This is a genomic window from Acinetobacter sp. F9 (genome assembly GCF_019195275.1).
GTDB lineage: Bacteria > Pseudomonadota > Gammaproteobacteria > Pseudomonadales > Moraxellaceae > Acinetobacter > Acinetobacter pseudolwoffii.
On the sequence record NZ_CP078068.1, the window covers coordinates 795,659 to 810,039 of the forward strand.

The following is a 14,381-nucleotide window of genomic DNA, read 5'->3' on the forward strand; positions in this document are numbered from 1 at the left end:
GAGCTATTAAAGGGAATATATCATCTTCTAAACTCTTTAATTCTGAACGCATATCTTCGTATTCATTATTTTTGAACCAGTCTTTCACATCATTTAGTACTAAAGCTACAGAGCCTAACAATGTAATGTATTTATGCACTAATGGTTTCAATACAGCAAGATCGTCTATTAACTTAAGTTTCCAACCTCTATAAAATTCTTCTTGTAATTCAACTCTTTTTAACTTTTCTTGACTTTCTATAAGTTGTTTAGTCATATTTCTATGAGATTCTGCTGCTTCTTTAATATCTTCACTTACTACTTTAAAAGATAGTTCTGTGAGTTGAAAACTCTTACATCCATACCAATAAGCAAGCCAAGTTGCGAAACTACCTAAAATAAGCGCAATAATGACAGATAAAGTAAATGGTGAAATTGCTGTCGTATCTGTCGAATGATTGAGATCAAGCTCCATCTTTCTATTTGGATTCTCTACAACACTTGCCGTTTGATCAAAAGGTTGCTGTGGCACTCTCCATGGCAATTGAATCATCACTGCATTATTATTCTGCTCTGCCACAATTTCCCCATTTCATTTCAATAAATTTTTATTATTGATATTCTAAAAATTTTCAAACCATTACAAAAGAAAAAGCCAACTGACATGTCTAAATCAGTTGGCAAAAGCACAAAACAAAAAACTAAATAAAAAAATTACTTCTCTTTTTTCTTAAACTCCTAAAAGTCCGCTTTACGAATCATCGCGTGAATACCTTTGGTTTTATCTACCACTTGCGATACTTCAAAATCCGTTGCAACACTTAAGTATGTATAAGCAATTTCTTCTGAAATTCCGTATTCATTGACCAAAAAACGGATTGCTTCACGCGTAGACTTACGCATGGCTTCATCAAGGTCTTCATCTAAACCTGGAGTAATCTAGAACTCATCATTTTCGCCCAAAGGTTGCGTTAATGATTGTCGCGGAATCTTGTCCTGATCTATTTTTGATATTTGTTTTTATTTTGTCTTATTGATAATTTTGATACCTTTAACATATAGAAAATAAATAAGGGTACATAATTTTACAATGTAAAAGCATTCATAAAGCTCTTTTAGAACAAGGTCTAACAAGCAATATACCTTAAAGGTATTATCATAATACTTAGAGAGTTTTGGTCAAATTTAAATCAATATGCAATCCTAGAGAATCACTTTAACCATTTCAATTTCTTAAGGTTCTCCCCAAGTATGAATATGTATAAGCAGATTTCCCTTTGTCTTCCTCTTCTTTTCTGTAGCCAACTCAGTCTGGCCGACTGGATTGATGATTCTGTACAAACGGCTGAAGCGCACACCATAAAATTACGCCAGCATATTCATCAACATCCTGAGCTGGGGAATATGGAATTTAAAACCTCGGAACTGGTTCAAAAAGAATTAAAATCCTATGGGATTGAAGTACGAAAAGGTTATGCCAAAACGGGTGTGATCGGTGTACTAAAAGGTGGTAAACCCGGCCCGGTCATGGCATTGCGTGCAGATATGGATGCATTACCAATTAAGGAAACTGCACCGGTATCATTCGCCAGCAAACAAAAAGCCATTTATCAGGGCAAAGAATCTTATGTGATGCATGCCTGTGGTCATGATGCGCATACCGCCATGTTACTGGGTGCAGCCAAAGTTCTGGCCGCCAACAAAGATAAAATTGCAGGAACGGTGGTATTTGTGTTCCAGCCAGCCGAAGAAGGTGGTGCAGATATTGATAACTTTACCCAAGGCGATCAGATTGGTTCGCGTAAAATGATTGCGGACGGCGCCCTGAAAAATCCAAAACCTGAAGTCATTTTCGGTATGCATGTCATGGCCGGTATGCCAAGTGGCAATATCTTCTACAAAGATGGTGCCATTTTAAACAGTGCCGATCATTTACGCATCCAGGTCAATGGAAGTCAGGTTCATGGTTCGATGCCTTGGGCAGGAAAAGATCCAATTTATGCCTCTGCCCAGATGGTCACCAATCTGCAAAGTTTGATCAGCCGTAAAGCGGATCTGACCAAAGGAATGGGCGTGGTCAGTATTGGTAGCATTCAGGGTGGTACCACCGGTAACGTGATTCCAGATCAGGTCAATATGGTCGGGACTATTCGCTCCAATAGTGAAGACGTTCGTCAAGGCATTTTAAAAGACTTACCGAAGATGCTAGAACACAATGCAGCAGCCAACGATGTCAAGGTGAAAGTCGAAATTGCGCCTTATGCCCCGGTCACCACCAATGACAAAACTTTGACCAAGCTGATGCAACCGACCCTGGCCAAAGTCCATGGTGAAGATAAATTGCATGTCTTGGATAATAATGCCAGTGCGAGTGAAGACTTTGCTTACTATGGCCAGCTCATGCCATCCCTGTTTGTCTTTGTCGGTGCCACGCCGGCCGATCAAGATCCGGCTAAAGCCGCGCCAAACCATAATCCGAACTTTATTGTCGATGATGCGACCTTAAAAACCGGTGTCGAAAGTCATGTGCGCTTTATTCTGGATTATCCAAAAGTGGCTGAACAGGTTCAGGCCAACTGGAAACAGAACAATAAAGGTTAATTGCCTGCTATAAAAATGCGCGAGTTGATGAGCTCGCGCATTTCATCATCTTCTGCTGTTTTATAAATGAGCTATCAGGTGCTCTGCGCTTCCTCTTGACTATTTCTAGCCAGATTTGACATCTTGTGCCATTGGTCTCAAAACTCAAAATGCTAAACTTTGTCCCGCTAAATTGCTTGACTTTGGACAGGAATCCGGCAAATTCAAGGATTTTCCTCTCTCCAAAAAACAAGCAAAAATTTCGAACATCTGCATGGAACAAAACTATGGCGAATCATTTTGAATTCAATATCCGCGTATATATTGAAGATACTGATCTAGGTGGTATTGTCTACCATGCTAACCACATTCGCTATATGGAACGTACCCGTACCGAATGGCTGCGTGCTGCCGGAGTCAGTCATTACTGGCAACAGGCAGAATATAATTTTGTGGTACACAAAATTAATGTCAAATATATGCGCCCCATCCTGATGGATGATTTAATTACTGTTACTGCACGTGTGATTTCATGTAAAGCTTCATCATTTGTATTGCAACAAAATATTTATCGTGGTGAAATCATGCTTGCATCGGGTGAGGTTGAGTTGGCATGTATCAGTGCAGAGATGCGACCACGTCGACTCCCGGATGAAATACGCGAACTAATTCAAAAAGAATTGGAACAAGACTAAAAAATTTATTGGCACACGTAACAACTATGGCGACTCAGTTAGAATCATCTCTTCAAGTTTCAGATCTTATTTTACAAGCAAGCCCTGTCGTACAACTGGTGATGCTTTCTCTTCTGTTAGCCTCAATATATAGCTGGTATCTGATTGCCAGACTCTATATGAGTTATAAAAAAGCCCAGGCCGATGATGAACATTTCCAGAAAATCTTCTGGTCTGGCGCTGAACTGAATACCCTGTATAACAATGCCCAGCTCAATTCTAAACGCACTGGCCTTGAAGATATTTTCTATCAGGGTCTGGGTGAGTTCCTGAAACTGAAAAAACGCCATGCACCGACTGCCCAGTCCATTGAAGGAACAGAGCGTATTCTGCGTGTCGGCCTGAGCCGTGATCAAGGTCATCTGGAGCAAGGACTCGGTGCTTTGGCCAGTATTGGTTCGGTTGCACCTTATGTTGGTCTGTTCGGTACCGTCTGGGGCATCATGAACGCTTTTATTGGCCTGGCAGATGTCGATCAGGTGACGCTGGCGACGGTTGCACCTGGTATTGCTGAAGCCCTGATTGCAACTGCCATTGGCCTGTTCGCAGCTATTCCAGCGGTGTTGGCCTTTAACCATTTCACGGCCAAAGGTGAAACCGTTTACTCTGATCGTGCCCTGTTTGCCGAAGAAATGGTGGCACTGCTACAACGTCAGTCCGTGGGCATAACTCAGGACAAAGACTAATGGCGATTCAAGGTTCAGGACGCTTTCAGCGTATTAAAAAGCCACTGAAAAGTGACATGAATGTCGTACCTTATATTGATGTGATGCTGGTGCTTCTGGTGATCTTTATGGTCACCGCACCCATGATCACCAGTGGCATCAAGGTCGACCTACCTCAGGCCAATGGGCTACCGATTGAATCTAAAGATGCACCGACCATTGTCACCTTGAAAGAAGATGGTTCATATTATTTAGAACATAAAAATCAGGCCACTGGCCCAGTCACGCTGGATGAATTGACTGCTGCCCTTGTTGAAGCGCAAACACAGGCACAAAATGACAATAAAGTGCTGAATGTCGTGATCAATGGCCACAATACCCGTCCTTATGGCGATGTCATGGCCTTGATGTCCAGCCTGCAGGATGCCGGTTTATCTCAGGTCGGTTTACTGACCCAGCCATTAGAATAATGTATGAAAGATTATAAAAAGCCACCATTTCAGAAAAAAGCCATCGCGATTGGATTCACCTTAGGAATCCATGCCGTGGCTTTGGTGGGTTTACTTTATCTTGGCATGAGTAAACCACCTGAACCGCCGAAGCAGATTAAAACGGTCCTGATCAAACCTGAGGACCTCAAACCGGTCACCCGAGAAGAAACGCCGTTTGAGGAAACTGCACATGAAAATGTCGCAGAAGAAATTACTCAAACAGCTGAACCTAGTCCTGAGCCTGCGCCAGTCATTCCGACAGCGGCGCCTGCCACACCTGCTGCTCCGCCTGCACCGAAAGTGGATACACAAAAAGCCCAGCAGGAACTCAAAGAGGTAGCGCAAGCCAAGGCTGTACAACAAGCTGCTGAAGCAGCGAAACGTGCCGAAGCTGCCGAACAGGCGAAACAGGCAGCAGCCAGAGCAAAAGCGGAGGCAGCACAAAAATCCAAGGCAGATGCCGAAGCTGCTCGTCAGGCTGAAGCAAATGCACAGCGTAAAGCGGATGCTGCACAGAAAGCCAAATTAGATGCTCAGAAAAAAGCGGATTTGGCCGCCAAACAAAAAGCCGATGACGCTGCGAAAGCCAAGGCAGATGCTGCTGCAAAGGCGAAAGCTGACGCGGATGCAAAAGCCAAAGCTGAGGCGGCAGCTAAAGCAAAAGCTGAGGCGGATGCAAAACGTAAGGGAGATGCGGAGGCGAAACGTAAAGCTGATGCGGATGCAAAAGCCAAAGCAGAGGCGACAGCTAAAGCAAAAGCTGAGGCGGATGCAAAACGTAAGGCGGATGCCGATGCAAAAGCCAAAAACGATGCTGCTGCAAAGGCCAAAGCAGAGGCGACAGCTAAAGCAAAAGCTGAGGCGGATGCAAAACGTAAGGCGGATGCCGATGCAAAAGCCAAAAACGATGCTGCTGCAAAGGCAAAAGCAGACGCGGATGCAAAACGTAAGGCAGATGCCGATGCAAAAGCCAAAGCTGAGGCAGATGCCAAGGCTTCAGCAGCCAAACAGGCCGCTGAAGAAGCTGCTCAGAAAAAAGCAGAATCAAAACGGATTGCGTCTACTGCAAAACGTGATTTCGAAAATAAAATTAAACGTGCTTGGGATACCCCAGTGGGATCGTCAGGTCAGCGCGCTACTGCTCGTGTGACCTTGAATGATAATGGGGGTGTGGTTTCTGTCATCGTGAACTCAAGTGATGCAGACATGAAAGCCAGTGTCGAAGCTGCGGTACGGGCTGCTGCGCCGTATCCGATGCCTTCAGATCCAGATGCACGCCGAGAAGCACGAAGTTTTACATCAACCTTTACCGCACAATAAAAACCAAGCCATCACACATTATTGAGGTGATGGCTTTGATTTTTTCAGCTAAACTTCACTTTAATATGATTAAATAATATTCATTTTTCACAGTGTCATAACAGTTTGGTCATAAAATCCTGGTTTTATTCTATTAAATCCATGCGATGATGTAGCCCAAGCTACCTATACAATAAATCCGTTGATTTGAGTAAATAACGAATGATGGAAAAGACTCGCAAACACCTACTCTGCCTCGCAATCATTGGCGCTTTAAGTCCTGTCTTGGCAACTCAGTCCTATGCCCAGTTGCATCTGGAAATTACCAAGGCACCTGAGGCAGCACCTAAAATCGCCATTGTGCCATTCAGTCAGGATCAGAGCATCTATCCTATTGTTGAAAATGACTTGAATCGTTCAGGCAGATTTACCAGTGCTTCAAAAAACCTGCCTGCGACTGCCACATTAAATAACCCGAATGCAGAAGCTTGGGCATCCGCTGGCGTTCCCTATGTCGTAACCGGTTCATCAAAAACCACAGCGGATGGTTCTTTTGAAATCCAGTATCAGTTATACGATATCGAAAAAAAACAATATCTATTAAATGAATTACTAACTGTTCCAGCCTCACGTACCCGTCAGGCAGCGCATATGATCAGTGATGCCATCTATCAGGCATTAACTGGCATTCCAGGTGATTTTACTGGACGTATTGCTTATGTACTGCGTAATCCAGCAACACCAGAACAACGTTATACCTTGCAAATTGCTGATACCGATGGCGAACAGCCAAAAACAATTTTGACTTCGCGTGATCCGATTCTTTCTCCAGCCTGGACACCGGATGCCAAAAAAATTGCTTATGTCTCGTTTGAAACCAAACGTCCGGCAATTTATGTACAGGATCTGGCCACAGGACAACGCGAAAAACTGGCCAGTTTCCGTGGCTTAAATGGCGCACCAAGTTTCTCTCCAGATGGCAAGAGCATGCTGTTTACTGCATCCATGCATGGCAATCCGGAAATCTATCAGATGAATCTGGAAACACGTCAATTACAACGTATGACCAATGACAGTGCGATCGATACCGAAGCACGTTATGCTCCAGATGGAAAATCCTTTATCTTTACTTCTGATCGTGGTGGATCTCCACAGATTTATCGCCATGATCTCGCTTCAAGTAGCAATAAACGTCTGACCTTCCGTGGTGCATTTAATGCACGTGGTACGCTGAGCGCAGATGGCAAGAAACTTGCATTGGTTCATCGTCCAAGCGGCAGTAACTATCGGGTTGCCGTTCAAGACATGAACTCTGGTGTAAATAATATTCTGACGCCAACAACTCTAGACGAATCACCAAGTTTCTCGCCAAATGGCCAGATGGTGGTGTATGCCACACGTGAAGGCGCGCGCGGACTTCTGTCGATCATGTCACTAGATGGTCGTTTCCGTATGAACTTGCCAAGTGAAACGGGCGAAGTCCGTGAACCGGCTTGGGCACCAAAATAACATTGGTATCTGTATAAACCTTTTACCCCATAATCAAACTTCATGGAGATGAAGATGAACAAAGTAAAATTATTTGCCTTACCACTTTTAGCAGCAGCTGTCGTCATGACAGGTTGTGCGAGCCGTAAACCTGCCGCTGAAGTTCAAACCGGCGGTTTAGATACAACCAGCTCAACCACAGTGGATACGCAAGGTCTGAGTGAAGATGCTGCATTAAATGCACAAAACATGGCGGGTGCCTCTGCAAAGGGTGTTACTGCAGAAAACAAGGCTTTCTTGGCAAAACGTGTCGTACATTTTGACTATGACAGTACTGAACTCAGCAATGAAGATCTTCGTACACTACAAGCACATGCACAATTCCTGATGGCCAATGCCAACTCACGTGTCGCACTCACCGGTCACACCGATGAACGTGGTACCCGTGAATACAACATGGCGCTTGGTGAGCGTCGTGCCAAAGCTGTTGAAAGCTTCCTGGTGACCACTGGTGTAAATACTGCTCAATTAGAAGCCGTCAGCTATGGTAAGGAAATGCCAATCAATCCAGGTCATGATGAAAATGCCTGGAAAGAAAACCGCCGTGTTGAAATTAATTATGAAGCGGTACCACCATTGTTGAAATAATTTTCAATGCTGGCGCACCCAATAAAAAGCACTCATGATTGAGTGCTTTTTATTGGGTTGAATGAACAAATCTGTTTATTCTACGGTCTGGCCTGGTTCAACTGCTTGCATCGATTCAATCAGGTCGTGTTTATTGAATTGTTTGTACTCTGGTTTTGCTTCATAATCCCGCCAGGCTTCTTTCATCTTGTCTTCAGAGATATCATCTAAAGTAATGCCTTCACTTGGCGTTGGAGTCGCATCAAACTTTAATGTTGTCATATCTGTGCTCCGATTCTCAATTTTCCCTTGCCTTCAACATAGCACTTTCCACAGGAGTTGCAAGGGCAAAATCGATACAAATAATCCAGTTTAATTTTTCTTTTAGTACGTTCTCATCTAAAATATAGCCGCATATCGTTTTGATCATTTTTTCCCGATTTAAGTCTTGGAGTTTTCCCTTATGTCATACCGCACCCTATCCCAGTTTTTACAGCAACAAAGCGGGAATCTCACACCTGAACTTGCACAAGTTATTGAAACGATTGCAAACACTTGCAAGGACATCGATCTGTTGCTGCAAAAAGGTGCTTTAGCGGATGTATTGGGAAGTGCACAGCATGAAAATGTTCAAGGCGAAGAGCAAAAGAAACTGGATGTCATTTCCAATGATTATCTGATTGATGCTTTACAGCAACACCCGAATGTCGGTGGTTTGGCCTCAGAAGAACTGGATGAATTCACCCCTGCACAAGAAAATGGTCAATTTCTGGTCTTGTTCGACCCACTCGATGGTTCAAGTAATATCGACATCAATATGTGTGTGGGTACGATTTTCTCGATTCTTCCTGCGAAAAATGCCGTGACTCAGGCCGAAGACTTTATGCAAGCCGGTGTCAATCAAGTGGCTGCAGGTTATGTACTGTATGGTCCATCGACCATGATGGCATTGACTGTCGGTGCAGGCGTAGTGTTCTTTACCTTTGACCCGGAAACTCAAGAATTCCTGCTAACTTCTGAAGCGATTCAAGTCGCTGCAGATACCAAAGAATATGCGATCAATGCCTCGAATCAACGCCACTGGGAAGCACCAGTACAACGTTATATCGATGAATTATTGGCAGGCAAAACCGGTCCTCGTGAAAAAGATTTCAATATGCGCTGGGTTGCCTGTATGGTGGGCGATATTCACCGTATTCTTTGTCGTAGCGGTATATTCATGTATCCATACGACTTTAAAGATCCGGCTAAAGCTGGTCGTCTGCGTTTAATGTATGAAGCCAACCCAATGAGTATGCTCATGGAGCAGGCTGGCGGCGCATCCACCACAGGCCGTGTCCGTATTCTGGAGATCGAACCAACGGATCTACATCAACGTGTGCCAGTGATTATCGGTTCTAAAAACGAAGTTGATCTTGTGACCAGCTATCATAACTAATTTTTTATAGCGGTAGCCGATATTGAATCGGCTACCGTGGATTATATCTCCCATGCCAACTTTTTTTCTTGATTCAAAAGACAATCCAAAAATTAAACACTTACGTGGTTTGATTGAACAAAATACCTATCGCAAAAAACAGGGGCAAACTGTGCTGGAAGGCACGCATCTGTCTCTCGCCTGGCTGCATGAAAACCGTAAAATTGATTCGATTTTTACCACTGAACATGCACTTTCGCATCCTGATTTCGAAAAAATTCTCGCAAAATACACAGGGATGGTCTTTGTTTTAAGCGAATCTTTATACAAAGATTTAAGTACCTTAGGAACGTCTTTAGCCTGTTTAGCTGTGGTCACTTTACCGACAGCAAATTATGCACTGGATTTTAAAGCCGACACTTTAATTCTGGAAAATGTACAGGATCCGGGTAATGTTGGTACCCTGCTTCGCTCTGCAGCAGCAGCCGGTATTGAACAGATTGTCTGCACCAAAGGTTCTGCCTCACTCTGGTCACCACGAGTATTACGTGCCGGTATGGGTGCGCACTTCACGCTGCAAACTTTTGAAAATATTGCACTTGAACAAATTCTTGAGCAATTTCAAATTCCTGTATACGTCACCAGCTCACATCGTGCCGAAAGTCTGTACTCAAAAGATTTAGGTAAACCTTGCGTATGGATCTTGGGCAATGAAGGTCAAGGCGTTTCTGATTATGCAATGCAACACGCAGAAGCTGTCAGTATTCCGCAGCCGGGTGGTCAGGAATCCTTAAATGTTGCGATTGCAGGATCGATCTGTTTCTTTGAAATGGTACGTCAACGTATCTAATTAGGGATTTAGGTTACAGTGTTTTAATTCGGCCCTGCCCGTTTATAAAATAGATTACACTACAAAAATAATAAACTTAATTGTCAACCAAACCATAATTCCCAACGTTATATGATTATGAACTTGGGAATCATGGTGGGTGTCCAATGACAGGATTTTCCATCTCTATGGATTTAGCACCAAAACAGTTGCAATCACACGATGTAAGTATTCTGAAGAGTACGGCTGAAGCACGTCTGAAGAATTTTATGCAAGATGTGACTGGACGCGCCTTGGTGATGATGGAAAGTGCAACTCAAGGTCATCATGGTATTGCCATGGATCTGGTTCAGGAAGCTTTCATTTCCTTACATAAATCCTATGCGGAAAAAAGTACTGAAGAATGGTATCCCCTATTTTATACAATTCTGAACAACAAATTACAGGATTGGCGTCGTAAAGAAGCACGGCGTGGTCAGATGTTTTCATTTTTTAAGAAAGTCAGTCTGGATGATGACGAAATTGAACTTGAGGATATCGTGGACGAAGCTACACCGACGCCTTTGGACTTTCTGGATCAGGCAGTGACAGCTGAAGAAATCCAGGAAGCTATTGCCAAACTACCTGTACGTCAGCAGCAGGCATTTATGCTGAGAGCTTGGGAAGGATTTGATACGCATACCACCGCACAAATTATGGACTGCTCAGAAGGCAGTGTAAAAACTCATTATCACCGTGCTATTCAAGGCTTACGTGCCTCTTTGGCACATTTAAATCCATATCTGGGAGGGTCATCCGAATGAATCAAGATGATTTCTTAAAACAAGTAACTTCCAAACTCGATGGACTGGCACAACAACATAAACACAAACCTGTTGTCATGCACCATGTTCTTGAAGAAATTCAGGATTCTAAACATTCACGTTTTGCATTTTTAAAAATGTCAGGTTTTGCCTTGGCAGCAGCAATTGCAGGTGTTGTGGTATTACCCAATATTTCTAGCCACAATGAGCCGCAAACCCAAATGGTGTCAGTACCGAAACTGTCCCCACAAATGCTTGAAGATTTAGAAATGCTAATGGTTCTAGGTGAGGACAAAGTTCCACATGGCAGCTAAAAGATTGGCAATTGCTTTTTGTGCATTCAGTTTTCTGCAAACCAGTTTTGCAGGATTTGAACGTTTTTGGATCTTTTCTAAAGATGCAAATACTCAGGTTTCCGATACCTGGGATAGTCTTTCTGATTCCGAACAGTTGGCACTTATTAAACGCTATCAGTCCCTCAAGGAAATTCCAGAACAGCAGAGCGTCAGCTTACAGCAGCGTATGGACTGGTTTACCCAGCTTCCTGAGGTTGAAAAACAAAGAATGCGTGAGACTTGGCAAATGATGAGCAGTCAGGAACGTCGAGAACTTGGCTTACGCATGCAAAATGCCAAACCTGAAGAACGACTTGCCATTCGGGAAGAGTACATTCTCAAATACCAGCAAACGACTCAACCACCCTCTAGCTCGCATTAAGCGACCCATATAAAAAGCCTCCAAATGGATAATGCCAGTCAGTTAAACAATTGACTGGCATTTTCTTTTTTAAATTCATGATCATATTTGCCAGGTGGAAAAGTCATCCGCAACTGTTGGATGCATGAGGTGTATTGCTCCGCAAGATGCCTTCCTTGTGAAACTCCGCTTCTCATTTGGGTAAAACCAAAGTCACAAATGATATGACAAATATTTGATTTAAAACCTTAAGACTCCATCGTGAACCACTAAAAAGTTAAAGCGTCTATTTCTAAACTCCTTAACTGATCAGCATTCTTCCAAATGGAGGCTTTTGAATTTTCCAATTAGGTTTTATTTTCTTAGACGGCGATAAGCGACCAGCCCAAATAATCCGAATAGTCCCCAAATTCCGAATGAGCCACCACCACTTGATGACGTATTGGCATTTTTTACCGTATTTCGTAGCAGGATCATTGCTGTTTCAGACATTTTTTCATCTGCATCAAAAATCGTATACTGCATGCTGTAATCTGCCTGGCTTAAGTTATTTCTCACACTAAATGTCAGCTTTCCACCATAGCAGGTCTCGCGCTGATAAGTATCAGGACAAGGGCCTTGTCGCTCTGCATTAAGAGAAACTCCGGCAGGAATCTTCACAATACGAATTGGAATCTCTTTTCCCTCTTTATCCTGATAAAAAGCCGACTTTCCTGAAGGTAGAGGCCCATCACCATCATCACTATCATTTTCAAGTGGATTCACAACCACTGTCAGATTATTCTCTGGGCTAATCCAGTATTCATCACTCTTGGCAATCGGTGCAATATTGTTAAAAGCTGCTTTTAAAATTCCAGCACTGCTGATCCCCGTGGCCTTATCTTTGAGAGTATAGCTACAGAATTCCATATCTGTTGCCTTGGTCATTTTCCCATCGGTACGATACATCATAATCCGGTTGAGATCAGGCTTCCATTCACACTTAAGATTGGGATCATTCGGATCACCCTTCACACTGGTCGAACTACCGGTACCAATTAACTCACCTACTCCTAAAGACTTAACACTAATATCATAATTTTGTGCATTCAAGACTTTGGTTTGAACCGTATTGCCCATCAAGGTTTCCTGAGGCATGGCCAGCACAAAGGGATTGACATAAATTGCACGGTATTGCTGATATTGCTTGGTATATTTAAGTAAATCTTCGTATTCTTTTAACTCTTCCTTTAAACCAGGTATTTCCTCTGCTGGCGTATTCTTATTTGCAATAATACTTTTGATGTCAGTTATATTGTCCTGATAAAAATTATTCAAATCGACCAAGCTGCTATTTTTCAGATCTGTGATATCTGCTGCGGTCAGACGTCGGATTTCGATTGAACCGATTTCACAGCTATTTTTTGCATCTGGATTTAAGGTAAGAGTAGATCCCACCACCCGATCAATGCCACGTTGATCCTGTTCAGCACAGCCACTTACCCCCACATCTACCAAATCTGTAGCTGTTCCATTATCACGTGGGTAATACATGCCTAGAAAACGGTTATCAATTGCAGGCTCAATATAGGCTGTTAATAAGTTGTTTATCGTGCTGTCAGAAACGTCAAGATTGTTTGAAGTTTCATCCGCATCTAACTCTGGCAATACACAACGTGATAGTCCAGTGGTTTGTATGGCATTTTTAACAGTAGTAAATACGACGCTTTGCTCCTTAGTCGGATTCCCCTGATTTAAGGCATATTCACAAGATAAGCCCTGATTAAATGCTAAAACATTAAAATAGAAATATTTAGAACCTGTTTTGTCATAAAATAAAGTAGATTGAGCTGCATTCTCAACAATAGTATTACTTAAGGCAGTTAAACTGGAAAAGGCACTGAGAGGGCGATTGGCTTGATTGGTCATACGCAAAATATGCCCTGTCTGACTCGCAGTATTTTTGGCAATGGTAGAATTATTCAACTCTACGGTTGCATAACCACAAAAATCAAGAATGCTGGCCGTATTTTCTGACCCATTTTTAACAATACTACTAGAACTAACTTTTACATTGGTTTGAGTCGTCCCTAAATTCCCCTGGCAATCCATAGCCAGCACACTACCATATGAACTTGCCTTATTTTGGTGAAGCAGCGAATCTTGGATGATCACACTCCTTTCGGTATTCATCGCCACCGTATAAATAGCCCCCCCTTCTGCATCTGCCCGGGAATTTACGATTTCACTGCTATTAATGCTTAAGGGGCCCGCCACATAAAAGGTACCGCCATTGCCCTTATCCTGTGTATTTTTTGCCGCATAACCATCTTTTAAGATGAGATGATAGACTTCCAGACTGGATTGACTGGCCATACTGTTAAAGAGACGGGTTTTTCCCTGACCTGAAATCGTGGTTTTTAAAGCATCACGGGTTGGGTATAAATTCGTAATCGGACTACGACTGGTATAACTAAAGGGCGTTTTTCCATAAATTTTGAGCGCGGACTCAATGACAAGTTCGCTGTCTAATTTGTATTCACCCGCTTCAAGCTGAATCACGTCTGGGGCTGAACCATCCAGCCGAAGCGTACGGCCGACGTTACATCCGCCATAGGATTTATCTAATTTTGCAGTTTTAATCGCTTCTCGCAAAGAGCAGGCATTACTGTTCTCTCCGTCTTCATCCACCAAAGTGGTGACATAGATGGTTTTATCTTCGGCTGCCATCAAACTCATGGCAGATAAAATCATGGCCGCAAGCAGTCCTTTTTTATAATTTTTCATGATTTTT

The 14,381-nt window shown here is 43.0% G+C and carries 15 protein-coding genes and 1 pseudogene; 12 read left to right on the plus strand and 4 right to left on the minus strand.

Translation table 11 applies throughout. The features are described from left to right. Together KT990_RS03880 and KT990_RS03885 are read right to left on the minus strand one after the other, a co-directional pair. The coding region (locus tag KT990_RS03880; RefSeq protein WP_218209195.1) for a hypothetical protein at positions 1-559 on the minus strand (559 nt) is incomplete at its 3' end. Between the two features lie 158 nt (positions 560-717). Next, positions 718-987 (minus strand): annotated as a pseudogene (locus tag KT990_RS03885) (acetamidase); the annotation flags it as partial. A gap of 249 nt (positions 988-1,236) precedes the next feature. Here KT990_RS03885 and KT990_RS03890 point away from each other — a divergent pair. From KT990_RS03890 to pal, 7 genes are all read left to right on the plus strand, one after another. Then, a complete protein-coding gene (locus tag KT990_RS03890; protein WP_218209371.1) occupies positions 1,237-2,580 on the plus strand; it encodes an amidohydrolase in 1,344 nt (447 codons plus the stop codon). Between the two features lie 266 nt (positions 2,581-2,846). Beyond that, positions 2,847-3,254, plus strand: coding sequence for a tol-pal system-associated acyl-CoA thioesterase (gene ybgC / locus KT990_RS03895; RefSeq protein WP_004731733.1), 408 nt, complete (start codon positions 2,847-2,849; stop codon positions 3,252-3,254). A gap of 26 nt (positions 3,255-3,280) precedes the next feature. Continuing rightward, positions 3,281-3,979: a protein TolQ gene (tolQ, locus tag KT990_RS03900; protein ID WP_004279111.1), complete on the plus strand. Its 699-nt coding sequence runs from the start codon at positions 3,281-3,283 to the stop codon at positions 3,977-3,979. Beyond that, positions 3,979-4,428: a protein TolR gene (gene tolR, locus KT990_RS03905; protein ID WP_005170046.1), complete on the plus strand. Its 450-nt coding sequence runs from the start codon at positions 3,979-3,981 to the stop codon at positions 4,426-4,428. Before tolQ ends, tolR begins: the two co-directional genes overlap by 1 nt. A 3-nt stretch (positions 4,429-4,431) precedes the next feature. Next, entirely contained in the window at positions 4,432-5,769 is a 1,338-nt protein-coding gene (tolA, locus tag KT990_RS03910; protein ID WP_218209196.1) for a cell envelope integrity protein TolA, read from the plus strand. A gap of 204 nt (positions 5,770-5,973) precedes the next feature. Next, complete coding sequence (gene tolB, locus KT990_RS03915) at positions 5,974-7,257, plus strand: Tol-Pal system beta propeller repeat protein TolB (protein WP_171255748.1); 1,284 nt, start codon at positions 5,974-5,976, stop codon at positions 7,255-7,257. 54 nt (positions 7,258-7,311) lie between these two features. Continuing rightward, positions 7,312-7,884: a peptidoglycan-associated lipoprotein Pal gene (pal, locus tag KT990_RS03920; protein WP_100357460.1), complete on the plus strand. Its 573-nt coding sequence runs from the start codon at positions 7,312-7,314 to the stop codon at positions 7,882-7,884. A 75-nt stretch (positions 7,885-7,959) separates the two neighbouring features. Here the strand turns inward: pal and KT990_RS03925 are convergent, their stop codons facing one another. Further along, positions 7,960-8,145 (minus strand): NF038105 family protein, encoded by a 186-nt coding sequence (locus KT990_RS03925; protein ID WP_005097610.1) that lies wholly within the window; start codon positions 8,143-8,145, stop codon positions 7,960-7,962. 181 nt (positions 8,146-8,326) lie between these two features. Here KT990_RS03925 and KT990_RS03930 point away from each other — a divergent pair, with 181 nt between their 5' ends. From KT990_RS03930 to KT990_RS03950, 5 genes are all read left to right on the plus strand, one after another. Then, a complete protein-coding gene (locus KT990_RS03930; protein WP_218209197.1) occupies positions 8,327-9,301 on the plus strand; it encodes a class 1 fructose-bisphosphatase in 975 nt (324 codons plus the stop codon). Between the two features lie 52 nt (positions 9,302-9,353). Beyond that, complete coding sequence (locus tag KT990_RS03935; protein ID WP_005097613.1) at positions 9,354-10,130, plus strand: TrmH family RNA methyltransferase; 777 nt, start codon at positions 9,354-9,356, stop codon at positions 10,128-10,130. A 167-nt stretch (positions 10,131-10,297) separates the two neighbouring features. Then, entirely contained in the window at positions 10,298-10,912 is a 615-nt protein-coding gene (locus tag KT990_RS03940) for an RNA polymerase sigma factor (protein ID WP_100329059.1), read from the plus strand. Continuing rightward, the gene (locus KT990_RS03945; RefSeq protein ID WP_005097616.1) at positions 10,909-11,226 is read left to right on the plus strand and encodes a hypothetical protein; all 318 of its coding nucleotides are present in this window, start codon (positions 10,909-10,911) and stop codon (positions 11,224-11,226) included. The genes KT990_RS03940 and KT990_RS03945 overlap by 4 nt, the downstream gene beginning before the upstream one ends. Continuing rightward, positions 11,216-11,629 (plus strand): DUF3106 domain-containing protein, encoded by a 414-nt coding sequence (locus tag KT990_RS03950; RefSeq protein ID WP_005097618.1) that lies wholly within the window; start codon positions 11,216-11,218, stop codon positions 11,627-11,629. The genes KT990_RS03945 and KT990_RS03950 overlap by 11 nt, the downstream gene beginning before the upstream one ends. A gap of 333 nt (positions 11,630-11,962) precedes the next feature. Here KT990_RS03950 and KT990_RS03955 read toward each other — a convergent pair whose 3' ends face one another. Continuing rightward, the gene (locus KT990_RS03955) at positions 11,963-14,374 is read right to left on the minus strand and encodes a CSLREA domain-containing protein (protein WP_218209198.1); all 2,412 of its coding nucleotides are present in this window, start codon (positions 14,372-14,374) and stop codon (positions 11,963-11,965) included. Positions 14,375-14,381: the final 7 nt, after the last annotated feature.